At 71.0% G+C, this 25,842-nt stretch carries 18 protein-coding genes; 9 read left to right on the plus strand and 9 right to left on the minus strand.

The window, feature by feature from the left end; genetic code table 11:
- Positions 1–23 precede the first annotated feature (23 nt).
- On the minus strand, positions 24–1,685 hold the full coding sequence (locus PH203_RS00505) for a M4 family metallopeptidase (protein WP_289914780.1): 1,662 nt from the start codon (positions 1,683–1,685) through the stop codon (positions 24–26).
- A 188-nt stretch (positions 1,686–1,873) separates the two neighbouring features.
- Between PH203_RS00505 and PH203_RS00510 the strand changes: the two genes are divergently transcribed.
- Complete coding sequence (locus PH203_RS00510; protein WP_289914781.1) at positions 1,874–2,308, plus strand: gamma-glutamylcyclotransferase family protein; 435 nt, start codon at positions 1,874–1,876, stop codon at positions 2,306–2,308.
- Here the strand turns inward: PH203_RS00510 and PH203_RS00515 are convergent.
- Both PH203_RS00515 and PH203_RS00520 read right to left on the minus strand, forming a co-directional pair.
- Entirely contained in the window at positions 2,301–4,358 is a 2,058-nt protein-coding gene (locus PH203_RS00515) for a glycoside hydrolase family 36 protein (RefSeq protein ID WP_289914783.1), read from the minus strand. The genes PH203_RS00510 and PH203_RS00515 overlap by 8 nt on opposite strands.
- Before the next feature lie 49 nt (positions 4,359–4,407).
- Positions 4,408–6,498, minus strand: coding sequence for a molybdopterin oxidoreductase family protein (locus PH203_RS00520; RefSeq protein ID WP_289914785.1), 2,091 nt, complete (start codon positions 6,496–6,498; stop codon positions 4,408–4,410).
- Between the two features lie 303 nt (positions 6,499–6,801).
- Between PH203_RS00520 and PH203_RS00525 the strand changes: the two genes are divergently transcribed.
- Genes PH203_RS00525 through PH203_RS00535 form a run of 3 tightly spaced genes read left to right on the plus strand, consistent with a single transcriptional unit; the run spans position 6,802 to position 10,379 of the window.
- Complete coding sequence (locus PH203_RS00525) at positions 6,802–8,346, plus strand: amino acid adenylation domain-containing protein (RefSeq protein WP_289914787.1); 1,545 nt, start codon at positions 6,802–6,804, stop codon at positions 8,344–8,346.
- Positions 8,343–9,590 (plus strand): hypothetical protein, encoded by a 1,248-nt coding sequence (locus PH203_RS00530; protein WP_289914788.1) that lies wholly within the window; start codon positions 8,343–8,345, stop codon positions 9,588–9,590. The genes PH203_RS00525 and PH203_RS00530 overlap by 4 nt, the downstream gene beginning before the upstream one ends.
- A gap of 21 nt (positions 9,591–9,611) precedes the next feature.
- Positions 9,612–10,379 (plus strand): enoyl-CoA hydratase-related protein, encoded by a 768-nt coding sequence (locus tag PH203_RS00535; protein ID WP_289914791.1) that lies wholly within the window; start codon positions 9,612–9,614, stop codon positions 10,377–10,379.
- Here the strand turns inward: PH203_RS00535 and PH203_RS00540 are convergent.
- On the minus strand, positions 10,366–11,046 hold the full coding sequence (locus tag PH203_RS00540) for an ElyC/SanA/YdcF family protein (RefSeq protein ID WP_289916578.1): 681 nt from the start codon (positions 11,044–11,046) through the stop codon (positions 10,366–10,368). The genes PH203_RS00535 and PH203_RS00540 overlap by 14 nt on opposite strands.
- A gap of 217 nt (positions 11,047–11,263) precedes the next feature.
- Here PH203_RS00540 and PH203_RS00545 point away from each other — a divergent pair, with 217 nt between their 5' ends.
- Positions 11,264–12,136, plus strand: coding sequence for a sirohydrochlorin chelatase (locus PH203_RS00545; RefSeq protein ID WP_289914793.1), 873 nt, complete (start codon positions 11,264–11,266; stop codon positions 12,134–12,136).
- A gap of 42 nt (positions 12,137–12,178) precedes the next feature.
- A complete protein-coding gene (locus PH203_RS00550) occupies positions 12,179–13,432 on the plus strand; it encodes a deoxyguanosinetriphosphate triphosphohydrolase (RefSeq protein ID WP_289914798.1) in 1,254 nt (417 codons plus the stop codon).
- A gap of 19 nt (positions 13,433–13,451) precedes the next feature.
- Here PH203_RS00550 and PH203_RS00555 read toward each other — a convergent pair whose 3' ends face one another.
- A complete protein-coding gene (locus PH203_RS00555; RefSeq protein WP_289914801.1) occupies positions 13,452–15,047 on the minus strand; it encodes a M28 family metallopeptidase in 1,596 nt (531 codons plus the stop codon).
- Between the two features lie 216 nt (positions 15,048–15,263).
- Here PH203_RS00555 and PH203_RS00560 point away from each other — a divergent pair, with 216 nt between their 5' ends.
- The 3 genes from PH203_RS00560 (at position 15,264) to PH203_RS00570 (ending at position 19,863) form a co-directional block, all read left to right on the plus strand.
- Complete coding sequence (locus tag PH203_RS00560; protein ID WP_289914804.1) at positions 15,264–16,529, plus strand: FAD-dependent oxidoreductase; 1,266 nt, start codon at positions 15,264–15,266, stop codon at positions 16,527–16,529.
- A 29-nt stretch (positions 16,530–16,558) separates the two neighbouring features.
- On the plus strand, positions 16,559–18,463 hold the full coding sequence (gene dnaG, locus PH203_RS00565; RefSeq protein WP_289914806.1) for a DNA primase: 1,905 nt from the start codon (positions 16,559–16,561) through the stop codon (positions 18,461–18,463).
- 104 nt (positions 18,464–18,567) lie between these two features.
- A complete protein-coding gene (locus tag PH203_RS00570) occupies positions 18,568–19,863 on the plus strand; it encodes an RNA polymerase sigma factor (RefSeq protein WP_289914808.1) in 1,296 nt (431 codons plus the stop codon).
- A 173-nt stretch (positions 19,864–20,036) separates the two neighbouring features.
- Here PH203_RS00570 and PH203_RS00575 read toward each other — a convergent pair whose 3' ends face one another.
- The 4 genes from PH203_RS00575 to PH203_RS00590 form a co-directional block, all read right to left on the minus strand.
- Positions 20,037–21,965, minus strand: a complete 1,929-nt coding sequence (locus PH203_RS00575; protein WP_289914811.1) for an ABC transporter ATP-binding protein — start codon at positions 21,963–21,965, stop codon at positions 20,037–20,039.
- Complete coding sequence (locus PH203_RS00580; RefSeq protein WP_289914814.1) at positions 21,965–23,698, minus strand: ABC transporter ATP-binding protein; 1,734 nt, start codon at positions 23,696–23,698, stop codon at positions 21,965–21,967. The genes PH203_RS00575 and PH203_RS00580 overlap by 1 nt, the downstream gene beginning before the upstream one ends.
- A 172-nt stretch (positions 23,699–23,870) precedes the next feature.
- Positions 23,871–25,310 carry an FGGY family carbohydrate kinase gene (locus tag PH203_RS00585; RefSeq protein ID WP_289914815.1) on the minus strand — a complete coding sequence of 480 codons (1,440 nt, stop codon included), beginning with the start codon at positions 25,308–25,310 and terminating at the stop codon, positions 23,871–23,873.
- A gap of 134 nt (positions 25,311–25,444) precedes the next feature.
- Positions 25,445–25,750 carry a YtxH domain-containing protein gene (locus tag PH203_RS00590; protein ID WP_289914817.1) on the minus strand — a complete coding sequence of 102 codons (306 nt, stop codon included), beginning with the start codon at positions 25,748–25,750 and terminating at the stop codon, positions 25,445–25,447.
- Positions 25,751–25,842: the final 92 nt, after the last annotated feature.

The following is a 25,842-nucleotide window of genomic DNA, read 5'->3' on the forward strand; positions in this document are numbered from 1 at the left end:
CCCGGCAGCACCCCTCCCCACCCTCAGTTCACGTTCACCGCGCTCCACGCCGCCGCCACCGCGTTGTACTCCGTGCTCCCGGAACCGTAAAGATCCTTCGCCGCGTTCAGCGTCGCCGTCCGCGCCCCCGCGTAGTTCGTGGAGGACGTCATGTAGACGGTCAGCGCCCGGTACCAGATCGCGCCGAGCTTGGCCCGGCCGATGCCCGTCACCGTGGAGCCGTTGGAGGTGGGGGAGTTGTAGGAGACACCGTTGATGGTCCTGGCCCCGCTGCCCTCCGCCAGGAGGTACGCGAAGTGGTTCGCCACGCCCGAGGAGTAGTGGACGTCCAGGTTGCCGACCGAACTGCTCCAGTAGTCAGCCGAGTTGCCGTCCTTCGACGGCTTGTCCATGTAGCGGAGGGCGTCCCGGCCGAAGCCCGGCCGGACGATCTTCTCGCCGATCAGGTAGTCCCCGGTGTCCGAGGCGTTGCCCGCGTAGAACTCCACCAGGGTGCCGAAGATGTCGGACGTCGCCTCGTTCAGGCCGCCCGACTCACCCGAGTACGTCAGGGCCGCCGTCTTCGAGGTCACGCCGTGCGACATCTCGTGCCCCGTCACGTCCAGCGACACCAGCGGGCCGAGCTGCGTCCCGTCACCGTCGCCGTACGTCATGCAGCCGCAAGTGTCGTCCCAGAAGGCGTTGTTGTAGGCGTTGCCGTAGTGGACGCGGTTGAAGGAGCCCTTGCCGTCGCCGGCGATACCGCTGCGGCCGTGGACGTTCTTGTAGTAGTCCCAGGTGACGTCGGTGCCGTACTGCGCGTCCACCGCCGCCGTCGCACGGTCCGAAGCCGCGCCTGTGCCCCAGTGGTTGTCGGCGTCCGTGAAGACCGTCGACGGCGCGCGGCTGATGCAGATGCCCAGGATGCAGAGGTCGGTCTTGTTCGCCGCGTCGCCCGTGTATGTGTTCCCGCGCGTCGCGTCCTTCAGCTGGTACGCCGATCCCGACAGGGTCGTCTCCAGCGGCACCGTCCCGCCGTACAGCGACTTTCCGTCGCCGGTCGCCGTCTCGATCGAGTCCCACGCGTCGATCTGCGCACCGCTGCCCGCGTCGGTCAGTACCGTCCGGGCCACCGGGTTGCCCTGGGAGTCCTGGGCGACGACGTTCGTCCGCCAGGCCAGCTTCGGAGTGCCGTGCAGGGCGTCGACGACCAGCTCGGGCTTGGCGGTCAGCTTCCTCAGGGTCTCGCCGAGGTTGGCCGCGCGCAGGGCGTCGGTCGCGAGGCCGGCGGCCTTCGGGGCGGTGAGGAGCGGGGTGATGGAGGGGAGCGAAATCGCCTGGCGGGTGGCCCTGTTCGCGCTGCGGTACGTGCCGTCCGCGGCCAGGTGGACCACGAAGTCGCCGCCCAGCACGGGCAGTCCGCGATACGTGCGGTCGTAACGGACGTGCTGCGCGCCGTCCTTGTCGACCACCACGTCCCGGACCTCGGTGTCCTGTGCCGACGTGAGGCCGAGCGCCGAGGCCTGGTCCACGAGCGCGTCGGCCGCGTTGTCGATCGCCGTGGCCCGGGTGGGCCGGTCGGCCGCACCCGCGGTGGGGACGAGCGCGGCGGCGAGGAGGGTCGCGGCGGTGGCGGCGACACCGGCCGTGGCCAGGCGGGACCCGACGAGGGACCGGGCATGGCGGACGGGACGTATCCGGCTCATCTGTCTCCTTGGAAAGGCGCCTTGAGGCGCGTGGGGGGAGCGGAGGGAGGAGAAGTGGGGGGAAGGAGAGTGGGGGAAACGGGAGGCGGCGCGCGTGCTGCCTGAGATTTAAGGGGGCATGACATGTCATGTCCATAGAGCGTCTGTGCACGTCCGGCACCCGTGTGTGTGGGGAGAGAATCGTTTCCGTGAGACTCCCGTTCTTCGTCTACGGCACCCTCCGCCCCGGAGAGGTCAACCACGACGCCTTCCTGCGCGGCCGCACGAGCTCCGAGGTGCCCGGCCGGCTCGACAACGCCGTGCTCTACGACGGCCCCGGCTACCCCTACGCCGTGGAGGACCCCGGCACCGTCCACGGCGAACTCGTCACCGCCCTCCCCGACGCGTACGACGACCTCCTCGTCGCCCTCGACCGCCTTGAGGACTACGCCCCCGGCGACCCCCGCAACCTCTACGAGCGGGTCGAGCGCGACGTCGTCCGGACCGCCGACGGGACCTCCGTGCGCGCGTGGGTGTACCTCGCCGCTCCCGCCGTGGCGACGGGGCTGCGGGTCTGCGGCAAGCTCATCGAGAGCGGGGACTGGCTCGGCCGCCACGTCGTCCGCTCCGACCCGGCTACATGAGCCGCACCAGCACCATCGAGGGCGCCGACGGCAGCGTCACGTGCAGCCCGCTCGTCGCGTCCCACTCCGCCGCCGCATCCCCGGCCGCGTGCAGCACCTCCGCCCGTACGCCCTCGGCGCCCGCCAAGTGGTCTACGGGCAAGGCCAGTTCACCGCCACCGCCCCTCCGCCACACCGACACGTACGTGGCCCCCGCCACCGGCGTCCGCAGTCCCGCCGCGACCCACTCGTCCGCCCATCCCGGCAGCCCCAGCGGCCAGAACGGCACCGCCGTCGACAGATCCCCGCGGATCGCCTTGTAGGTCGCCACCGCGTCCCGCACGAGCCCGAGCTGACGCTCCGTCATGCGGTCCAGATGCCCGGAGAGATGGATCCGGCCGAGCAGCGCGGTGCCCAAGGTGAACGCGATCTCCTCGTCCCCGAACTCCGGTTGCGGGTACGCCCACACCGCCCCCTGCTCCGGCGGCACCACGGCCGGCGCGGCCGCCGCGATCGGCGGACAGCGGACGGGATCCTGCTGATCGGAGGTCGACTGGAGCTGGGTGACGGACAGCGAGGCCCCGTCCATCCGCATCCCGCCCGACGCGCAGTTCTCGATCACCAGCGCCGGATACCGCTCCAGGACGGCCGAGACCCACCCCCGCCAGGCCCGTGTGTGCTCCAGCAGCCCCGGCGCCGACGTGGTGATGTTGTAGTCCAGCTTGAGATAGCCGACGCCCCACTCGCCCACGATCCGGTCGACCGTCCTGTCCAGGTGCGCCCGAGCCGCCGGATGGGTCAGGTCCAGCTGGTGCCGCCCCTGTTCGGTGACCCGGCTGCCGTCGTCGTGCCGCAGGAACGCCGCGTCCGGCAGCTCCGCCGCGACCGGGCTCCGCACCCCGACCACCTCGGGCTCCAGCCACAGCCCCGGCACCATCCCGCGCTCCCGGATCCGCTCCAGGACCACCCCGATGCCGCCCTCGCCGGGAAACCGCCGCCCGGACGGCTGCCAGGCCCCCACACTGTCCCACCAGCCCCCGTCCGCCGTGTCGTCGTACCACCCGGCGTCCACGCAGAAGTACTCCGCCCCGGCCTGCGCCGCCGCGTCGACCAGCGGCAGCAGCTTCTCGGTGGTCGGGTCGCCCATCAGCGTGTTCATGTAGTCGTTGAAGACGACGGGCAGCCGTTCATGGTCCGGGTGCGGGCGGCGTATCCGCCGGCGGTACGACGTCAGCGCGGCCAGCGCCCCGTCGAAGCCGTCGCCGAGCGCCACGGCCGCATACTCGGACGCGAACTCCGCGCCCGGCGCCAGCACTTGGCGCCACCCGTGCTCGTCATGGGCCGGCCCGCCAAGACCCACGTACGTCTGCCGCGCCGGAGCCTCACCCGCGTCCCACACCCACCCGGCCGCCGACTCGATCTGCCACAGCCAGCAGCGGCCGTCGGTGCGGTCGGTGAGCGCCCCCATCGCCAGGTGCCCGTCGGTCGGCCAGCTCCCGCGCCCCACCAGCCGCAGCGCCGCCCGCGAGTCGTGCTCGTGGACGTCCCGCCCGATGTCCGGCACGGAGTCCCGGAGCGGCTCGGTGTACCAACGGCCCTCGGCCAGCCAGTCGTTGCGCGCCCGGTGCACGTCCAGGATGTCGGGGGAGGGCAGCCCGGCGAGGAGCAGGCTGCCGGCGGAGCGAACGGTCAACTCCCGGGCCCCGTCGTTGCGCAGCCGCACCCGGGACCGCAGTACCGCCACCCCGTCCGGCGACGAGTACTCGGCGTGGACGGTCAACCCGCTTGCCGGGTCCTGGAGTTCAACGCTCAGACGATGCCAGCCGTCGCCGTACGTGGCGTGGTGCGCCCGGTGTCTCAGGCGCGGTCCGAGCGCCGTGCCCCGGAATCGCGGGCCCGACCATCCCGTACCCTCCCCGAGGAGTGTGACGTCGGCCAACGGCAGGGTGCCCGGGTGCGGTTCGGGGTCGTCCGGGCGGGCCATCCCCAGCATCCGGGGCGAGTCACCGCCGAAGTCGAAGTCGACGGTCAGCGCGGAGTGGCCCCAGCGGTAGCCAAAGTCATGGGTCATCGCGGATCAGCGTACGGTTCCGTGACCAGGACCTCACCGCCCGCGCCGGCTACCGCTCCACCGCCTCCACCCGCACCGCGCACGTCTTGAACTCCGGCATCCGCGAGGTCGGGTCGAGGGCGGGGTTGGTGAGCGTGTTCGCGCGGCCCTCGCCCGGCCAGTGGAAGGGCATGAAGACGGTGTCGGGGCGGATGCCGGTGGTGATCCGGGCCGGTGCCACGGCCCGGCCCCGCCGGGAGACGACCGCCACCGGGTCGCCCTCGGCCGCGCCGAGCCGGGCCGCCAGCCTCGGGTGCAGTTCGACGAACGGGCCGGGGGCGGCGGCGTTCAGCTCGTCGACGCGGCGGGTCTGGGCGCCGGACTGGTACTGGGCGACGACCCGGCCGGTGGTCAGCAGCACCGGGTACTCGTCGTCCGGCTCCTCCGCCGAGGCCCGGTGCGAGACGGGCACGAAGCGGGCACGGCCGTCGGGGGTGGCGAAGCGGTCGAGGAAGAGACGGGGGGTGCCGGGGTGCCCCGCTTCCGCATCGGCGTCGGCCGCGGGGCACGGCCAGAACACCCCGTTCTCCTCCGCCAGCCTGCGGTAGGTGATCCCGGAGTAGTCCGCCGGCCCGCCCGCGCTGGCCCGCCGCAGCTCCTCGAAGACCTCCTCGGGGTCGGTCGGGAAGCCCTTCTCCACACCGAGCCGGTCGGCGAGGGCGTGCATGACCTCCAGGTCGCTGCGCACCCCCTCGGGCGGGGTGATCGCCTGTCGGCGCAGCAGCACCCGGCCCTCAAGGTTGGTGGTGGTGCCCGTCTCCTCCGCCCACTGGGTGACCGGCAGGACGACGTCCGCGAGTTCGGCCGTCTCCGACAGCACGACGTCGCAGACGGCGAGGAAGTTGAGCGACTTGATGCGCTCCTCGATGTGCGCAGCACGCGGCGCCGAGACCACCGGGTTGGACGCCATCAGCAGCAGCGACCTGATGTCCGTGCCCAGTGCGTCCAGCAATTCGTACGCGCTGCGGCCGGGTCCGGGCAGGCTGTCCGGGTCCACCCCCCACACCTCGGCCACATGGCGTCGCGCCGCCGGGTCGTCCAGCTTGCGGTAGCCGGGCAGCTGGTCGGCCTTCTGGCCGTGTTCGCGCCCGCCCTGTCCGTTGCCCTGCCCGGTGAGGCAGCCGTATCCGCTCAGCGGACGGCCCGCCCGCCCGGTCGCCAGGCACAGGTTGATCCACGCGCCCACCGTGTCCGTGCCCTTGGACTGCTGCTCGGGCCCGCGCGCGGTCAGCACCATCGCGGACTCGGGCTCGCAGAACATCCGCACGGTCTCCCGGAGTTGGGGCACCGGCACGCCGGTGATCCGCTCCACGTACTCCGGCCAGTGCGCCATGGCGGCGGCCCGGGCGTCCTCCCAGCCGACCGTGCGCTCACGGACGTACTCCTCGTCCACCCGGCCCTCGGCGACGACGAGGTGCAGCAGACCGAGTGCCAGTGCGAGGTCCGTGCCGGGCCTGGGCGCCAGGTGCAGGTCGGCCTGTTCGGCGGTCTTCGTGCGCCGCGGGTCGATGACGACGAGGGTGCCGCCGTTCTCGCGCAGCTCGTTGAAGAAGCGCAGCGACGGGGGCATGGTCTCGGCGAGGTTGGAGCCGACGAGGATCACACAGCCCGTCCTGGGGATGTCCTCCAGCGGGAACGGCAGTCCGCGGTCGAGCCCGAACGCCTTGATCCCGCCGGCCGCCGCGGAGGACATGCAGAAGCGGCCGTTGTAGTCGATCTGCGAGGTGCCGAGGACGACCCGGGCGAACTTGCCCAGCGTGTACGCCTTCTCGTTCGTCAGGCCGCCCCCGCCGAACACCCCGCACGCGTCCGGACCATGCTCCGCACGCGTACGCCGCAGTTCCCCGGCGATCCGGTCCAGCGCCTCGTCCCAGGTGGCGGGCACAAGCTTGCCCTCGTGCCGCACCAACGGGGAGGTCAGGCGCACCCGGGAGGAGAGCACCTGGGGAGCCGTCCGGCCCTTGCCGCACAGCGCCCCCCGGTTCACCGGGAAGTCCGCGCGCTCGGTCACCTCCACGCCCCCGTCCGGGACCGGCGTGAGATTCATCCCGCACTGCAGGGCGCAGTAGGGGCAGTGGGTGGGCGTCGCGGAGTTCTGCATGCTCCTCAGCGTGCTTCGGCCGTGTTACGTGCGCGGCGGCCCCCTGTTACGCGGGCGGCACGGTGACCTCCCCGCCGGGCACCGGGCGCGGTGAGGCACACAGCTGTCCACCCATGAGTCGCCGCGGGCGGGGGCGTGAGTTGCCGTTGTTGTGAAAGACGCCACATGTGGCGCGTTCCCTTCCTTCGATGGCCGACGACGCATTGTTGAGTGTTGAAAAACCGGGGCTACAGTCGAGCGCGGATCCAGCTTGGCGCCAGGCGACTCCCTCATGCGAAACGTCAGCCAGGAGGTTTCCCCAGCATGCCCCTGCGCCATTTGACCCCCCGCGACCAGCACCTTTTCCGGCAGTACGGCGTCGGTCCGGCCGTCCCCGTCCCGGACCCGCTGATCCACCGAGCCGTCGAGCGCCGGGCGGACGCCGACCCGCACGCCGTCGCCGCCGAACACCTCGGCGCGCGGATCACGTACGGCGAACTCGACCGCCACGCCGACGCCCTCGCCGCCCGCCTCGTCCGCGAGGGCGTCCGGCCCGGCGACCATGTCGGCCTCTTCGTCCGCCGTTCGATCCCGATGCTCATCGGCCTGCTCGGCATCCTGAAGGCGGGTGCCGCCTACGTCCCCCAGGACATCGGTCTCGCCCCCGCGCCCCAGCTCGCCCACGTCATCCGCACCGCCCGCACCCGGGTGGTGATCACGGTCGCCGAGCACGCCCACCGCGTCCCGCTCCCGCCGGGCCACCGTCTGATCGCCCTCGACGAGCCGCTGCCGTACATCCCGGCCCCGCGCGCGGACCGGGCGGCCAGGCCGGACATCCCGGTCCACCCCGACGACGGCTGCTACGTCCTCTTCACCTCCGGCACCACCGGCCGGCCCAACGGTGTGAAGGTCACCCACCGCAATGTCGCGAACATCCTTCTCACCGCCCCCGGCGACCTCGGCATCCGCCCCGGCGACCGGGTCGCCCAGCTCCTCAACATCGCCTTCGACATGGCCGCCTGGGAGATCCTCGGCTGCCTGGCCCACGGCGGCACCCTCGTCATCCGCGGCAGGGACATCGCGGCGGCGGCCCGTACGGCGGACGTCGTCATCGCGACCCCGACGGTCCTGTCCGGCATCGACCCGGCACGCTGCCCGCGTGTCCGCACGGTCGCGGTGGCGGGGGAGCCCTGCCCACGTCCGCTGGCCGACCGCTGGGCCCGCCAGGCGACGTTCTACAACTGCTGCGGCCCGACGGAGACGACCATCGTCAACACGATGCACCGCCACGACCCGTCGTCGCCGGTCCTGTCCATCGGCCGCCCCACCCCCAACAACACGGTCTACGTCCTCGACGCCGACCTGCGCCCGCTGCCGATCGGCGAGGTGGGGGAGATGTGGGCGGGCGGCACCTGCGTCTCGGCGGGCTATCTCGACAACGACCGCCTCAACGCGGAGCGCTACGCCCCCGACCCCTTCCTGGGCGCAGGCCACCGGATGTTCCGCACCCGGGACCTCGGCCGCTGGACCCCCGACGGCGAGCTCGAACACCTCGGCCGCACCGACGACCAGGTCAAGGTCCGCGGCTTCCGCGTCGAACTGGACTCCGTCTCCTCGGTCCTGGAGTCGGTCGAGGGCTGCCGCCGCGCGGTCACCCTGAAACAGGACGCCCGCACCCTGGTCGCCTTCGTCACCCCGGCCGACGTCGACCCCGACACGGCCCGGCGCGCGGTGGCGGACGCGCTGCCGTACTACTGCGTCCCCGAGAGTGTCATGCCCCTGACAGAACTACCCGAGACCGACCGCGGAAAGATCGACAAGGCGGCCCTGCTGCGGCTGGCGGAGGAGCGGACGGTGGTGTCCCGATGACGACCTCACTGGAACGCCAGGACATCGACCTGCCCCCGCTGACCTCGCCCCTGCGCCGCGTGCTGAAGCACCCGCGGCTGATGCACCACAACCGGCTGGCGGCCCTGGTCCTGCTGGTCAACGCCGGGTTTCTGTACGCGAGCTGGACCCCGTCGGACCGCACGATGGGGCACGCGGCCCTCGCCAACCTCGCCCTCGCCGTGATCGTCCGCCAGCAGTACGTCATCAACCTCTTCTTCCGGCTGGCCACTCGGGCATCGCCGAACTGGCCCCTGAAGATCCGCTGGACGCTGGGCAAGGTCTACCACTTCGGCGGCCTGCACGTAGGCGGGGCGCTGGCGGGCACGGCCTGGTTCCTGGCGCTGACGATCAGCACCCCCAAGGGGGCGCCGGCGGCCGTGGGCTGGTCCCTGCTGGCCCTCCTCGCGCTGATCATCGCCACGGCCCTGCCTCCCTTCCGCTCCCGCCACCACGACCACTTCGAGAAGATCCACCGCTTCGGCGGCTGGACGGCCCTCGCCCTCTTCTGGACCCACACGCTCCTGGTGTCCCCCGGCCCGGCGGAGGTCTCGGTCCTGTCCGTCGTCACGTTCAGCGTCGCCCTGCCCTGGCTGAGGCTGCGCAAGGTCGACGTACGACTCGAACGCCCCTCCCCGCACGTCGTGCTGGCCCGCTTCGACCACGGCGAGACCCCCTTCGCGGGCTCCTCCACGGCCATCAGCCGCAGCCCCCTGAAGGAATGGCACTCCTTCGCCAACGTCCCGGCCCCCGGCGAACCCGGCTTCCGTCTGACGATCTCCAGGGCCGGCGACTGGACGGGCTCCTTCATCGACGAACTTCCCGACCGCGTATGGGTGAAGGGCATCACCACGGCCGGAGTCGCCAACATCGAGACCCTCTTCAAGAAGGTGATCTACGTGGCGACCGGCAGCGGCATCGGACCCTGCCTCCCGCACCTCCTCGCCGCCGAGGTCCCCTCCCGCCTGGTCTGGGCGACCCGCGACCCCCGCACCACCTACGGCGACGCCCTCGTCGAGGAGATCCTCGCCGTCCAGCCCGACGCCCTGATCTGGGACACCACCCGCGACGGCAAACCCGACATGGTCCGCCTCGCGTACGCCGCCTACCGGGACTTCGGCGCCGAGGCGGTCATCTGCATCAGCAACAAGAAGCTGACGTGGCAGGTCGTGGAGGGCCTGGAACGGCGGGGGATTCCGGCGTACGGCGCGATCTGGGACTCGTAGACCCACAGGAGGAGACGACGGATGGACACGATCAAGACCGAACGCCACGACCGTGTGGTGGTCGTACGACTGCACCGCCCCCATGTCCTCAACGCCCTGAGCGGCGAGCTCCTCACCGAACTCCTCGACACGCTCCGCCCGTTGGACGAGGACCCCGAGGTCGGCTGCTTCGTGGTCACCGGCTCCGAGAAGGTCTTCGCGGCCGGGGCCGACATCAAGGAGATGTCCACGAGGACGGCCGTGGACATGGCGGCGGAGGACTACTTCGCGGCCTGGGAGGAGTTCGCGGACCTCCGCACCCCGAAGGTCGCCGCCGTCAACGGCCATGCGCTGGGCGGCGGTTGCGAGCTCGCGATGATGTGCGACCTGGTGATCGCGGGGGAGTCCGCGGTCTTCGGCCAGCCGGAGATCAGGCTCGGCGTGATCCCCGGCATCGGCGGCACCCAGCGCCTGACCCGGCTCGTGGGGAAGGCCAAGGCGATGGACCTGGTCCTCACGGGCCGCACCATGGACGCGAGGGAGGCGGAGGCGGCGGGCCTGGTCTCCCGGGTCGTCCCCGACGAACAGGCCCTCCCGGAGGCCCTGTCGGCGGCGGAGACGATCGCCTCCTACGGCCGTACGGCGGTCAGGGCGGCCCGCGAGTGCGTCAACCAGTCCCTGGAAACGGGCCTGCGCGACGGCATCCGCTACGAACGCCGGGTGTTCCACGCCCTGTTCGCCACCCACGACCAGAAGGAGGGCATGACCGCCTTCCTGGAGAAACGCGCCCCACGCTTCACCGGCCGCTAGCGAGTGCCTGGCCCACCCCCGGTTCCCTGGGCCCGAGGAACCGGGGGTCCGGCTCGAAGACCGCGTCCACAGCCGCCTTCCCGGCCGCGAGGATCTCCCGCGCCCCGCCGTAGTACCAGGTGACGTCGTGCCTGGCCTCGACCCCGATGCCGTACGACCTCACGCCCGCCTCCTGGCAGAGCGCGACCGCCCGCCGGATGTGGAAGTCCTGGCTGATCAGCACGGCCTCGTCGACGCCGAAGATCTTCTTGGCGCGGACGCACGAGTCCCAGGTGTCGAACCCGGCGTAGTCACTGACGATCCGCCGGTCGGGCACCCCGTGCTCGGTGAGATAGGTCCGCATGGCGTCGGGTTCGTCGTACTCCTCGCGGCTGTTGTCGCCGGTCACGAGGACGACCTCGATCCGGCCCTCGCGGTACAGCTTCGCCGCCGCGTCCAGACGGTGGGCGAGATACGGCGACGGCTCGTCGTTCCACAGACCGGCGCCGAAGACGACGGCGACCTCGGTGCGGGGCACGTCCGCGGTGGTGCGCAGCCGGTCGCCCGTCACCACGTACATCCAGGTCGACGGAAGCAGGGCGAGCACGCACCCGGCCATCACGGCCTGCACGAGCCTCCGCTGCCCGGTACGGGTGCGGGGGAGACGTGGCCTTCGCGGCCTGCGCAGTCTCACGGGTGGTTCCTCCCTGGTCGTCCTTCGACAGTCAGGGACGTGACGTAAGCCCCCGCGGTTCACCGCAGAGCACGTGACCAGCCTCACTCGCGTCAGTGAAACCGCAGGTCAAGCCACCTCACACACCCCTCCCACCCCATGGTGAACCCGTCGAAAACCTCCGTTATCTTCGCGCAACGGGGCGGCAACCTCCCACCGCCACCATCGGTCCATGACGGCGTCGAACCTCCCTCGCGACGAGTCCAGGACAGTCCACTTCGACAGTACGGCGCACCTCATGAACCGGATCAGCAGCCAGCTCGCCAGCCAGCTCAGCCTGGTGTCGCTCAACGGCCGCCGCAGGCCCGAGCCGCCCGCGCTCGTCGTCGTGGCCCACGGCAGCCGCGACCCGCGCGCCCTGAGCACCGTACGCACCCTCCTCGACAAGGTCCGCGCCCTGCGCCCCGGCCTGCCGGTCCACCTCGGCCACATCGAGCTCAACGAGCCCCTGCTGACCGACACGCTCACCGCACTCGGCGACCGCGAGGCGATCCTCGTCCCGCTGCTGCTCAGCCGCGGCTACCACGTCAAGCGGGACATCCCCGAGATGGCCGCCGAGACGGCGGTACGCGCACGCGTGGCCCCCACGCTCGGCCCGCACCCCCTCCTGGTGGAGGCCCTGTACGCCCGCCTGGTCGAGGCGGGCTGGCGCACACGCATGAACGAGGCGACGCGGCGCCAGAGCGCGGTCGTCCTCGCGGCCGCGGGCTCCCGCGACCCGGAGTCCAAGGTCGACACGGGCCGCACCGCGCAGCTCCTCTCCGACCGCCTCGGCGTCCCGGTGGTCCCGGCGTACGCGACGACGGCGGCCCCGAGGGTCCAGGACGCCATCGAGGCACTGACGGCGAACGGCCGTACGAGAGTGGCGATCGCGTCCTACTTCACGGCGCCGGGACGATTCGCGACGGAGTGCGCGGAGGCGGCACCGTGGATGGCGTCGGCACCCCTGGGCACGCACCCGGCGATGGCCGGCCTGATCCTTCACAGGTACGACCAGACCCTGGCGACCCCGCTCCCGACGGAACCGGCACTGGCCTCGGCGTAAAGCCACACCCCGATTGTCGGTCCCTGCCCGTACTGTCGAGACATGTCGTACGACCTGTCGTCAACAGAACGCTGGGCCCCGGAACCGGACAAGCGCCCCGGCCGCACCGCCTTCCAACGCGACCGCGCCCGAATCCTCCACTCAGCCGCCCTACGCCGCCTCGCGGGGAAAACCCAGGTCGTCACCCCAGGCACCCGAAGCCAGGCCTGGGACGCCAGCCCCAGAACCCGCCTGACCCACTCCCTGGAGTGCGCCCAGGTCGGCCGAGAGCTCGGCGCGGCCCTCGGCTGCGACCCCGACCTCGTGGAAGCCGCCTGTCTCTCCCACGACATGGGCCACCCCCCGTTCGGGCACAACGGCGAACAGGCCCTCAACGAATTCGCCGACGACTGCGGCGGCTTCGAGGGCAACGCACAATCGCTGCGCCTCCTCACCCGCATCGAGCCCAAACGCTTCACGGAGGAAGGCTCGGTCGGCCTCAACCTCACCAGAGCGGCCCTCGACGCGGCCACCAAGTACCCCTGGCCGCGCGGCGCGCATCCCACGGACCCCAAGTCCGCCAAGTTCGGCGTCTACGAGGACGACCGCCCCGTCTTCGACTGGGTCCGCAAGGACGCCCCCGGCACCCGCACCTGCTTCGAGGCCCAGGTCATGGACTGGTCCGACGACGTGGCGTACTCGGTCCACGACGTCGAGGACGGACTGCACGCCGGCCACATCGACCCCAACTGCCTGCACGCGGAACCCGAACGCCAGGCGGTCTTCGCGGTCGCCCTCGGCAGATACGTCCCCGAGGACACCGACCCGGCGGAACTGGCCGCCGCCCTGGACCGGCTCCAGGACCAGCCGTGGTGGCCGCACGGCTACGACGGCTCGGCGGTGGCCCAGGCCCGCCTCAAGGACGCCACCAGCCAGCTCATCGGCCGCTTCTGCCTCGCCGCCGAAGGCGCCACACGCGCGGCCTACGGCAGCGGCCGGCTCACGCGCTACGCCGCAGAACTCGTCGTACCGCACGGGACAAGACTGGAGTGCGCGGTCCTCAAGGCCGTCGCCGACCGGTACGTCATGCAGCGCGCCGAACAGGAACGGCTGCGGGCCGACCAGCGGATCGTGGTCGCCGAACTCGCCGAGGCGCTCACCCTGCGCGCGCCGGACGGCCTGGAGCCGCAGTTCCGCGCGCTGTTCGACACCGCCCCCGACGACCGCGCCCGCAAGCGGGTCATCGTCGACCAGATCGCCTCCCTCACCGACGCCTCCGCCCGCTCACTGCACGCACGGCTGACGGGACGCCCGTGAGGGAGGCTCGTCCTGGTGGCTACTCCGCGACCTCGTCGTGGCCGGAGTGGAGCCCGCCACCGCTGCCGTCGCCGCCCGTGGTGGGCTCGGACACGACCGGTGTGCCGAGCGAGCTCAGGTCATGGGCGTAGGTGCCCACCGCGTTGGCGATGACACCGATGTTGACGCCGAACGCCTTCATGCTGATGTTCCGCAGGTCGTCGCAGGCCTCGTGGTAGCACGCGTCGTACGCGACCCCCGCCGTGCCGCCGTACTTCGCGGCCTGCGCCTCGGTCTTGATGCCCTCGGCGCCGGTGAAGGTGCCGCCGGAGGGGATGCCGACGGCGATGAACGGCCCGTAGTCGGAGCGGCCGGTGAAGTCGGTGCCCTCGTGCGGCCGGCCCTGGGAGTCGAGGTAGGCGTTGATGTCCCGCTCCAGCTGGGCGGAGCCCTCGGGGCCGGGGCCCGCGCCGGTGGCGTCCGAGTCGTCACCGTCGTAGACGAACTGGGCGTGGTTCGGGGAGGCGATCATGTCGAAGTTCAGATAGAGCCTGATCTGCCGGAGCTGCTCCTCGGTGAGCCGCTCGACATACGACTCGGAGCCGGCCAGACCGAGCTCCTCGGCCGACCAGAAGGCGAACTTCACCTTGTTGCGCGGCTGCTTGCCGGGATGGTGGCCGGTCTGCTGTCCGACAGCCTCGGCGAGTTCCTGCGCGACCTCCAGGAGACCGGCCGAGCCGGAGCCGTTGTCGTTGATCCCGGGGCCCTTGACGACGGAGTCGAGGTGGGCGCCGAGGAACACGGTGTCGTCCGCGTCGCCGCCGCGGGTCTCCGCGATGACGTTGTCCGTCGTGCGGGTCTCCTGGAGCTGCCGGACCTCGAAGGCGACCGTGACCTCGCCCGCGGCGACCTCGGCGGCCAGCGCCTCGCCCTCGGCCTGGCTCAGGCCCGCGGTCGGGATCCGGGCGCTCGCCGTGTCGCCGAGGGTGCCGGAGAGGACGCCCGAGGTGTTGTTGTAGATGATCGCGCCGACCGCGCCCGCTTCGGCGGCGATCTGCTGCTTCTGCGCGAAGGTGCAGCCACCGCGCTTGACCAGCGCGATCCTCCCGGTGAAGGCACCGGCCGCGTAGTCACCGGCCTCACAGCCGGGGGTAGCGTCCACCGCGGCGGCCGCGAGCGGGGCCGTGAGGCCGCCGACCGGCGTGGACCTGGTGTACGACATCGCCGAGATGCCGAGCTCGCGCGGCGCCGGCGAGACGACGGAGGCCTTCTCGGCGAGCGTCTCGATGTAGGTGAACTCGAAGGCGTCGTACGACACCCGGTAGCCGGCCTTCTTCAGCACCTTGTAGACGTACTCGGCGGATTCGGCGTGGCCCGGCGTACCCGCCGCGCGGTTGCCGCCGTTGGCGTCGGCGATCGCCTGAAACACCCTCAGATGTCTGTAGGCGTCCTTCGCGGACGACTCCCTCACCAGGGTCTTGGCGAGCTTCTTCGCGTCCTGCGCCGGAGTGCCGTGACCGCCGTGCGCGCCGGCTGTTCCGGCGGAGGCGATCAGCAGCGGTGCCGCGAGTGCGGTGGCGGCGATGACCGCCACGGCTCTGTGCGAGCGGGAGGATCTCTTGGATGATGCGTTCACAGACGTCCTTCCCCAGGGATGTGCGAACGAGGTGGGAGGGACGGTAGCGAGCCGCGGGAGACCCGAGTAGAGGGACTCATCCGAATGTGACCCTCCGTGGCCTGTTCGGGCCACTCCCTCTTCCCCCATCACGCTCCGTGCGGGACGCTCCCATGTGGCGGTACCCGCTGTGTTTTCCCGGGGGACACCCCCCGGACCCCCCGTAGGAGGCATGAAGTGGTCGACGCGGATCAGACATTCGTCATCGTCGGAGGCGGTCTCGCCGGCGCCAAGGCGGCCGAGACGCTCCGCACGGAGGGCTTCACCGGCCGCGTGATACTGATCTGCGACGAACGCGACCACCCCTATGAGCGCCCTCCCCTGTCCAAGGGCTATCTGCTCGGCAAGGAGGAACGCGACAGCGTCTTCGTGCACGAGCCCGCCTGGTACGCCCGCAACGACATCGAGCTGCACCTCGGCCAGACCGTCGACGCGATCGACCGTACGGCCAAGACCGTCCGCTTCGGCGACGACGGCACCCTCGTCCACTACGACAAGCTCCTCATCGCCACCGGCGCCGAACCCCGCCGTCTCGACATCCCGGGCACCGACCTCGCGGGCGTCCACCACCTGCGCCGCCTCGCCCACGCCGAGCGGCTCAAGGGCGTCCTCGCCGCGCTCGGGCGGGACAACGGCCACCTCGTGATCGCCGGTGCCGGCTGGATCGGCCTGGAGGTCGCGGCCGCGGCCCGGGAGTACGGCGCCGAGGTCACCGTCGTGGAACCCGAGCCGACCCCGCTGCACTCCGTCCTCGGCCCCGAGCTCGGCAGCCTCTTCGCCGACCTGCACCGCGAGCGCGGCGTCCGCTTCCAGTTCGGCGTCCGGCTCACCGAGATCGTCGGCCAGGACGGCATGGTGCTCGCCGCCCGCACCGACGACGGTGAGGAGCACCCGGCCCACGACGTGCTCGCCGCGATCGGCGCCGCCCCGCGCATCGCCCTCGCCGAGGCCGCCGGGCTGGAGATCGCCGAGCGGGCGCACGGCGGCGGCATCGTCGTCGACCAGCAGCTGCGCACCTCCGACCCCGACATCCACGCCGCCGGTGACGTGGCCTCCTTCCACCACGCCCTCTTCGACACCCGGCTGCGCGTCGAGCACTGGGCCAACGCCCTGGGCGGCGGTCCTGCGGCGGCCCGCGCGATGCTGGGCCGGGACCTCACCTACGACCGCGTGCCCTATTTCTTCTCCGACCAGTACGACTTGGGGATGGAGTACAGCGGCTGGGCGCCGCCGGGGTCGTACGACGAAGTGGTGATCCGGGGGGACGCCGGGAAGCGTGAATTCATTGCGTTCTGGGTGAAGGAGCGGCGCGTGCTGGCCGGGATGAACGTGAACGTGTGGGACGTCACAGAGCCGGTACAGCAGCTGATCCGTTCGAAGACACAGGTGGACACGGAGGCGCTGGCGGACCCGCACGTTCCGCTCGAAAACCTCGTCTCTTAGTTGTCAGTACGTCCCCGTAGAATTCACGCGTGGCAGGACGGATCAACGACGAGGACGTGAAGGCGGTACGGGACGCGGTCCCGATCGACGCCGTGGTGTCCGAGTACCTCCAGCTGCGCAACGCGGGCGGGGGCAACCTCAAGGGCCTGTGCCCGTTCCACGACGAGAAGTCGCCGTCCTTCCAGGTCAGCCCGAGCAAGGGACTCTTCCACTGCTTCGGCTGCCAGGAGGGCGGCGACACCATCACGTTCGTGATGAAGGTCGACCACCTCACCTTCTCGGAGGCCGTCGAGCGCCTCGCCGGTCAGGCGGGCATCACCCTGCGCTACGAGGAGGGCGGCTACAACCCCGCCCACCAGCGTGGCGAGCGGATCCGCCTGGTCGAGGCCCACAAGATCGCCGCCGACTGGTACATGGAACAGCTCGCCACCAGCCCGGAGGCCGACACCGGCCGCAAGTTCCTCGCCGAGCGCGGCTTCGACCAGTCCGCCGCCGAGCACTTCTCCGTCGGCTACAGCCCCCAGGGCTGGGACCACCTCACCCGCTACCTCCGCGGCAAGGGCTTCACCGACAAGGAGCTCCTGCTCTCCGGCCTCTCCCAGGAGGGCCGCCGCGGCCCCATCGACCGCTTCCGCGGCCGCCTGATGTGGCCCATCCGCGACATCGGCGGCGACGTCGTCGGCTTCGGCGCCCGCAAGCTCTACGAGGCCGACACCGGCCCCAAGTACCTCAACACGCCCGACACGGCGATCTACAAGAAGTCCCAGGTCCTCTACGGCATCGACCTCGCGAAGAAGGACATCGCCAAGGCGTCCCGCGCGGTCGTCGTCGAGGGCTACACGGACGTCATGGCCTGCCACCTCGCCGGGGTCACCACGGCCATCGCGACCTGCGGCACGGCCTTCGGCGGCGACCACATCAAGATCCTCCGCCGTCTGCTGATGGACAACGGCTCGGCACGCGTGATCTTCACCTTCGACGGCGACGCGGCCGGCCAGAAAGCCGCCCTGCGCGCCTTCGAGGACGACCAGAAGTTCGCCGCCGAGACCTACATCGCCATCGCCCCCGACGGCATGGACCCCTGCGAGCTGCGCCTGGCCAAGGGCGACGAGGCGGTCGCCGAGCTGGTCGAACCCCGCACCCCGCTCTTCGAGTTCGCCCTCCGCCAGATCGTCGTCCGCTACGACCTCGACACCCCGGCCGGCCGCGCCGCCGCCCTCGACGAGGCCGCCCCCATCGTCGCCCGCATCAAGAACAGCGGCGCCCAGCACGAGGTCGCCGTCCAGCTCGCCGGCATGCTCGGCATCCTCGACACCCAGTTCGTGGTCAAGAGGGTGGCCCAGCTGGCCCGTTGGGCCCGGGACCGCGGCGGCAAGGGCCCGGCACCGGCGGGCCGCGGCCCGCAGCAGCCGTACGACTCCGCCCCCCGCCCCACCGCCTCCGGCCCGGCCCTCAACCTCCGCAACCCCGTCTACGCCACCGAGCGCGAGCTCCTCAAACTCGCTCTCCAGCGCCCCGAGCTGGTCTCCCCGGCCTTCGACGCGTACGGCATCGACGAGTTCACCGCCGCGCCCTACGCCGCCGTACGCCAGGCGATCATGGAGGCGGGCGGCGCCGAGTACGGCGTACAGGATCCGCAGGACTATCTGGTCCGGGTCCGTGAGGCCGCGCCCGACGACGCGGTGCGGGCCATGGTCACCGAGCTCGCGGTCGAGGCGATCATGCGCAAGTCGGTCGACGAGATCTACGCGGGCGTGCAGTTGGTGGCGGTCCGCCGCCGGGCCGTCGAGCGCCGCGTCCACGACATCCAGTCCACACTGGCCCGGCTCGGCACCCATGGCGACCCCGCCCAATTGGCCGCCGTGCAGAACGAATTGTGGGTACTCCAGCAGTACGACCAGGCGCTGCGCGGGCACGGAGCCGCAGCTCTCTGAGGGGTTCGCGTCCGTCAGGGTAACCACCCGGTCACGGACCGGACTCAAAAAGTCACCGCACGCCCCTCGTGGCGGCCATGTGTCGTACTCCACACTGGGTTCCGGTGCCTGAGTCCTCGGAGCGCGGCCGATCCGTCCCCAGCGGGTCCCAGACCCCCGCGGTTCCGCTCATCGCGTACGGGACGGACAGCGGCGAGGCCGTCGACTCCGCCCCCGAAACAGCGCTGCCGCTCTCCTCCGCAGCGATCATCCTGGAGGTCGCCCCCGTGCAGACCCAGACCCTGACCCAGACCGAGAACAGTACGGACGGCACAGAGCCCGACGCGGAGACCGACGTTCTTGTCGCGGTCCCCCCGCAGAGCCGTGTCGTGCACCATCCCGAGGCGGAGCCGGAGGAGCCGCCGGCCGAAGCCCTGGAGGCCGCCGAACCGGAACCCGCCGAACCGGTCGAGGCCCCCGTACCGGCCCGCGGCCGCGCCGACACCGGCGGACCGTCCTCCGACCTGTTCCGCCAGTACCTCCGCGAGATCGGCCGCATCCCGTTGCTGACGGCGGCCGAGGAAGTCGAACTCGCGCGCCGCGTCGAGGCCGGCCTGTTCGCCGAGGAGAAACTGAGCAACACCCCCGATCTCGACAGCCAGTTGGCCGTCGACCTCGACCGTCTCGTCGTCATGGGCCGGATGGCCAAGCGCCGCCTGATCGAGGCGAACCTGCGCCTCGTCGTCTCGGTCGCCAAGCGGTACGTGGGCCGTGGCCTGACCATGCTGGACCTGGTCCAGGAGGGAAACCTGGGCCTGATCCGCGCGGTCGAGAAGTTCGACTACGCCCGCGGCTACAAGTTCTCGACGTACGCCACGTGGTGGATCCGCCAGGCGATGTCCCGAGCCCTGGCCGACCAGGCCCGAACGATCCGAGTCCCGGTCCACGTAGTGGAGTTGATCAACCGGGTCGTCCGCGTCCAACGCCGCATGCTGCAGGAACGCGGCTACGAACCCACACCGGAAGAGGTCGCCGCACACCTCGACCTCGCCCCGGAGCGGGTCAGCGAAGTGCTGCGCCTGGCACAGGAACCGGTCTCCCTGCACGCTCCGGTGGGCGAGGAGGACGACGTCGCCCTCGGCGACCTGATCGAGGACGGCGACGCGACGAGCCCGGTGGAGTCGGCGGCGTTCCTGCTCCTGAGGGAGCACCTGGAGGCGGTGCTGTCCACCCTGGGCGAGCGTGAACGAAAGGTCGTACAGCTCCGGTACGGCCTGGCCGACGGCCGCCCGCGCACACTGGAGGAGATCGGCCGCATCTTCGGCGTCACACGGGAACGGATACGCCAGATCGAGTCGAAGACCCTGAACAAACTGAGGGACCACGCCTTCGCGGACCAGCTGAGGGGCTACCTGGACTGACGCCGGGTGCGGGTGTGCGGGGGCTGGTCGCGCAGTTCCCCGCGCCCCTAGGCATCTCCAGCTGAGCCTGCGGGCATTCGTGCCGCCTGGGGCGGCACGGGTGGGCGCAGGCGGCCCCGCTAGCGCGGGCGAGCGCACCCACCCCCACCCCAGCCCCGACGGCGGGCACCCGCTCAGTCCACCTCGGCCACCGCCTGAGCGAACTGCGCCTTGTACAACCGCGCATACGCCCCGTCAGCCGCCAACAGATCCCCGTGCGCCCCCTGCTCCACGATCGACCCGTTCTCCATCACCAGAATCGTGTCGGCGTCCCGAATCGTAGAAAGCCGGTGCGCGATCACGAACGACGTCCGCCCATGCGCAAGCTTCGCCATCGCCTTCTGGATCAACACCTCGGTCCGGGTGTCCACCGAAGACGTCGCCTCGTCCAGCACCAGGATCACCGGGTCCGACAGAAACGCCCGAGCGATGGTGATCAGCTGCTTCTCACCCGCGCTCACCCCACTGCCCTCGTCATCGATCACCGTGTCGTAGCCGTCCGGAAGCGTACGGACGAACCGATCCGCATGAGCCGCCCGCGCCGCCTCCTCGATCTCCCCCCGGGTGACCTCGCGAGACGCCCCGTAGGCGATGTTCTCCGCGATCGTGCCGCCGAACAGCCAGGTGTCCTGGAGGACCATCCCGATCCCGGCACGCAGCTCGTCCCGGGACATACGGGAGATGTCCACCCCGTCGAGGGTGATCCGCCCGCCGGAGACGTCGTAGAACCGCATGAGCAGATTGACGAGCGTGGTCTTCCCCGCGCCCGTCGGCCCGACGATCGCGACCGTGTGCCCCGGCTCCACCTTCAGCGACAGATCCTCGATGAGCGGCTTCTCGGGGTCGTACCGGAACGACACGTGCTCCAGCGCGACCCGCCCCCGCAGCTCCGACGGCTTCTCGGCCTGCTCCGGATCCGCCGACTGCTCCTCCGCGTCCAGCAGTTCGAAGATCCGTTCGGCCGACGCCACCCCCGACTGCACGAGGTTCGCCATGGACGCGACCTGGGTCAGCGGCATGGAGAACTGCCGCGAGTACTGGATGAACGCCTGGACGTCACCGATGGACAGCGCACCCGACGCGACCCGCAGCCCGCCGACCACCGCCACCAGCACATAGTTGATGTTCGACACGAACATCATCAGCGGCTGCATGACACCGCTGTTGAACTGCGCCTTGAACCCGGCCTCGTACAGCGCCTCGTTCTGCTCGGCGAACTGCTTCGCCGACTCCTCCTGCCGCCCGAACACCTTCACCAGCGTGTGCCCGGTGTACATCTCCTCGATGTGCGCGTTGAGCTTGCCGGTCGAGCGCCACTGCTGCACGAAGTGCGGCTGCGACCGCTTGCCGACCCGGGTCGCCACCACGAACGACAGCGGCACCGTCACCAGCGCGACCAGCGCGAGCAGCCAGGAGACGTAGAACATCATCGCGAGCACACCGATGATCGTCAGCAGCGAGTTGATGAGCTGTCCCATCGACTGCTGGAGCGTCTGCCCGATGTTGTCGATGTCGTTGGTCGCCCGGGAGAGGACCTCACCGCGCTGCCGCTTGTCGAAGTACGACAGCGGCAGCCGCGACAGCTTCGTCTGCACGTCCTCCCGCAGCCGGAACATCGTCCGGTTGACGGCCTGGTTGACCAGCCGCGTCGCCACCGCCATCAGCAGACCGGCGACGAGGAACGCCCCGGTGGCCAGCAGCAGCACATGCCCCACGGCCGTGAAGTCGATGCCCTTGCCGGGCGTGAAGTCGGTGCCGCCCAGCATGTCCGCGATCGTGGAGTCACCGCGCTCGCGCATGTCGGCGAGGACCTGCTCCTTCGAGACCCCGGCCGGCATCTGCCGTCCGATGATGCCCGCGAAGACCAGGTCGGTGGCCTTGCCGAGGATCCACGGCCCGATCGAGTTCAGCCCCACGCTCACCACCACACAGGCCAGCAGCCCGTAGATGGTGAACCGCTCCGGCCGGAACTGGGCCACCAGCCGCCGTCCGGACACCTTGAAGTCCAGCGAGCGGTGGTCGGGACCGGTGCCCGCCATCATGCGCCCCATGGGCCCGGCCATCAGGCAGCCTCCGCTTCCGTCAGCTGGGAGAGCACGATCTCCCGGTAGGTCTCGTTGTCCGCCATCAGTTCGCGGTGGGTGCCGGTCCCCACGACCCGCCCCTCGTCGAGTACGACGATCCGGTCGGCGTCCCGGATGGTCGCCACCCGCTGGGCGACGATCACCACGGTCGCCTCCGAGGTCTCCTCGGCGAGCGCCGCCCGCAGGGCCGCGTCGGTGGCGTAGTCGAGGGCCGAGAAGGAGTCGTCGAAGAGATAGATCTCCGGGCGCTGCACGAGCGTACGGGCGATCGCGAGCCGCTGCCGCTGACCACCGGAGACATTCGTGCCGCCCTGCGCGACGGGGGAGTCGAGCCCGTTCTCCAGCTGCTCGACGAACCCCTTGGCCTGCGCCACCTCCAGCGCGTGCCACAGCTCCTCGTCGGTGGCGTCCGGATTGCCGTACCGCAGATTGGACGCGACGGTCCCGGCGAACAGATACGGCTTCTGCGGGACGAGCCCGACCGTCTTGGCGAGCAGTACGGGCTCGACCTCCGCGACCGGGACCCCGTCGACGAGCACCTCCCCGTCGGTCGCGTCGAACAGCCGGGGCACGAGGCCGAGCAGCGTGGACTTGCCGCTGCCGGTCGAGCCGATCACGGCGGTCACCTCGCCGGGCCGGGCCACCAGGTCGATCGCCTTGAGCACCGGCTCCTCGGCACCCGGGTAGCGGAAGCCCGCGTCCCGGATCTCCAGATGCCCGTGCCGCCGCAGCTCGGTGACAGGAGTCACCGGCGGAACCACGGACGAGGAGGTGTCGAGGACCTCCTGGATGCGCTCGGCGCACACCTCCGCGCGCGGCACCATCATGAACATGAAGGTGGCCATCATCACGGACATGACGATCTGCATCAGATAGGCGAGGAACGCGGTCAGATCACCGATCTGCATCCCGCCGCTGTCGATCCGGTGGGCGCCGAACCACACCACCGCGATCGACGACAGGTTCACCGTCGTCATGACCACGGGGAACATCAGCGCGAGCAGGTTTCCGGTCTTCAGCGAGATGTCCGTGAGCTCGGTGTTCGCCTTCCGGAACCGGCCCTCCTCGTACTCGTCCCGCACGAAGGCCCGGATGACCCGGTTGCCGGTGATCTGCTCGCGCAGCACCCGGTTCACCGTGTCCAGACGCACCTGCATGGACCGGAACAGCGGCCGCAGCCGCCGCACGATCAAGGTCACGCAGATGCCGAGCGTCGGCACCACGGCCACCAGTACCCCGGACAGCGGCACGTCCAGGCCGAGGGCCAGCACGATGCCGCCCACGCACATGATGGGCGCCGACACCATCAGCGTGAACGTCATCAGGGCCAGCATCTGGACCTGCTGCACGTCGTTCGTCGTACGGGTGATCAGCGAGGGCGCGCCGAACTGGCCGACCTCCCGCGCCGAGAAGGACTGCACCCGGTCGAAGACGGCGGCCCGCATGTCCCGGCCGAGCGCCGCCGCGGTCCGGGCGCCGTAGTACACGGCCCCGATGTTGCAGACCACCTGCGCCAGCGAGATCCCGATCATCAGCGCGCCGAAGGACAGGATGTAACCCGTGTCCCCGTTGACGACACCGTTGTCGATGATGTCCGCGTTCAGTGTGGGCAGGTAGAGGGTGGCGCAGGTCTGCAGGAACTGCAGCAGCACCAGGACGGAGATGGATTTCCGGTAGGGCCTGAGATAGGTCCGCAGAAGTCGTATGAGCACGCTACGTCTCTCGGAGTCGGCGACAGGGGCCGGAGGTGGTTGCCCCTGGCCCCTATCGTCGGACACTCCACCCGTGTTACCTCAACCGATTAAGCCGTCGGCAGTGCTTCGTACGGCCTTACGGGTCAGGCTCCTACCGGTTTCTCACCTTCCGCTTCTTGCGCCACGGCTGCTACGACCGGAACGCCCCGGGGTGGGTCTGCTCCCGCACCGACACGAACTGCTGGCGCACGGCCTGCCCCACGGCCAGCTCCTCACCCGGCTCCAGGATCTGCGCGGCGGCCGGCTGCCAGACGGGCGGGGTACGCGGATCGAGCGTGCCCTGCGACACCCCGAGCGCCCAGGCGGCCTGCCGCGCGGCCCCGATCGCCGCGTAGTCCGCGGGCTGCGGTACGACGACCTGCGCCCCGAAGATCGCCGGCGCCGCCGCCTGCACGGCCGCCAGTTCGGCGGCCGCCCCCAGCAGGAACACCCGCCGTACCTCGACGCCCCGCCCGCGCAGCACGTCGAGCGCGTCGGCGAGCCCGCACAGCATCCCCTCGAACGAGGCCCGCGCGAGATGCTCCGGCTTCATCGCCTCCCGCCGCAGCCCCGCCAGGGTCCCGGCGGTGTGCGGCAGACTCGGCGTCCGCTCACCCTCCAGATACGGCAGGAACACCAGGCCGTGGGAGCCCGGCGTCGACTTCATCGCCAGCTCGGACAGGCTCTCCAGATCGGACAGCCCGAGGAGTTCGGCGGTGCCGCGCAGGGTCCGTACGGCGTTCAGCGTGGTGACGACCGGGAGGTGCATGCCGGTGGCGTCGGCGAGAGAGGTGATCATCCCGGTGTTGTCGACGAGCGCCTCGGGGTGCACGGCCATGACCGACCCGGAGGCTCCCAGCGACACGACGGCGTCCCCGAGACCGATGCCGAGCCCGAAGGCGGCGGCCATGGTCTCGCCGGTACCGGCGGAGATCAGCAGCCCCTCCGGCGTCGTACCGGCGGCGTCCGCGGGGCCGATGACCTCGGGCAGCATGGCCTGGTGGCCGAGCGCCAGCTCGACGAGGTCGGTGCGGTAGGCGCCGGTGGCGGCGGACCAGTAGCCGGTGCCGGAGGCGCCCCCGCGGTCGGTGGTCCGGCGCACGGGCCGGCCGAGGAGCTGCCAGACCAGCCAGTCGTGGGCCTGGAGGAGTACGGCGGTACGGGCGGCCGCGTCGGGTTCGTTCTTCAGCAGCCAGCGCAGTTTGGTGACCGGCTGGGCGGCCTGCGGCACGGACCCCACGGCCTGCGCCCACGCCTCGCGTCCGCCGAGCGCGTCGATGAGATCGGCGGCCGGGACCTGGGCGCGCTTGTCGCCGCCGACGAGCGCGGGGCGCACGGTGTTGCCCTGGGCGTCGAGCGGCACGATGGCGTTCTGCTGGGCCGACACACCGATGGCCTGCACACCCTCGAGAAGACCGCCGCCGGCCGCTTCACCGAGGGAGAGCAGCCAGGCCTGTGGATCGATGTCGGAGGGTCGCCCTTCCACCGGATGCGGGGCATAGCCCTGCTTGAGCACGGCGCCCGTGTCCGCGTCGCAGACGACGATGCGAGTGAAATCGGGCGAACTGTCCAGCCCGGCGACTATCCCCATGGCGGAAATTCTATGGGCCGTACGCGGTGGAGGTATCCGTGGTCGGAAGGGGACCCGTGGGTGGGGAGCTTGTGTGCAGGGCCCCTGTGTCTTTGGTGCTCTACGTGTTCCGGTGCTCTACGTGTTCTGGTGCTCTATGTGTTGCTGGTGCCCCAGTCGTCCTCCGCCGCCCCGTTGGTGTTCCGGTCCCGCAGGGAGCGCACCCGCTGCGTCACCGACTCCGGGACCCGGTCGCCGACCTTCTCGCTCACCGCGTGGTACGCCTTGCCCGCGAACTGGCGGCCCTGCTGGGCGGCCGACTCCGCGGTGTTGCGGACCGCGGGGTTCTGGGCGACCTGACGTGCCGATTTCTTCAGCTGCTCGTAGCGTTCCCGTCCGGCCCGGGTGCCCAGCACGTAACCCAGTGCCAGCCCGGTGACGAACGTGAGCTTGTAGCGCATGGGAGCCACCCTTCCCTCATGGTCGGTCGGTGCCGGGGGGAACCGATTGGCGGAGCACCCCCCTGCTTGCGCTAATGTATGTGTCGCAGCGA

It is taken from the genome of Streptomyces sp. S.PB5 (assembly GCF_030403745.1).
Lineage (GTDB): Bacteria > Actinomycetota > Actinomycetes > Streptomycetales > Streptomycetaceae > Streptomyces.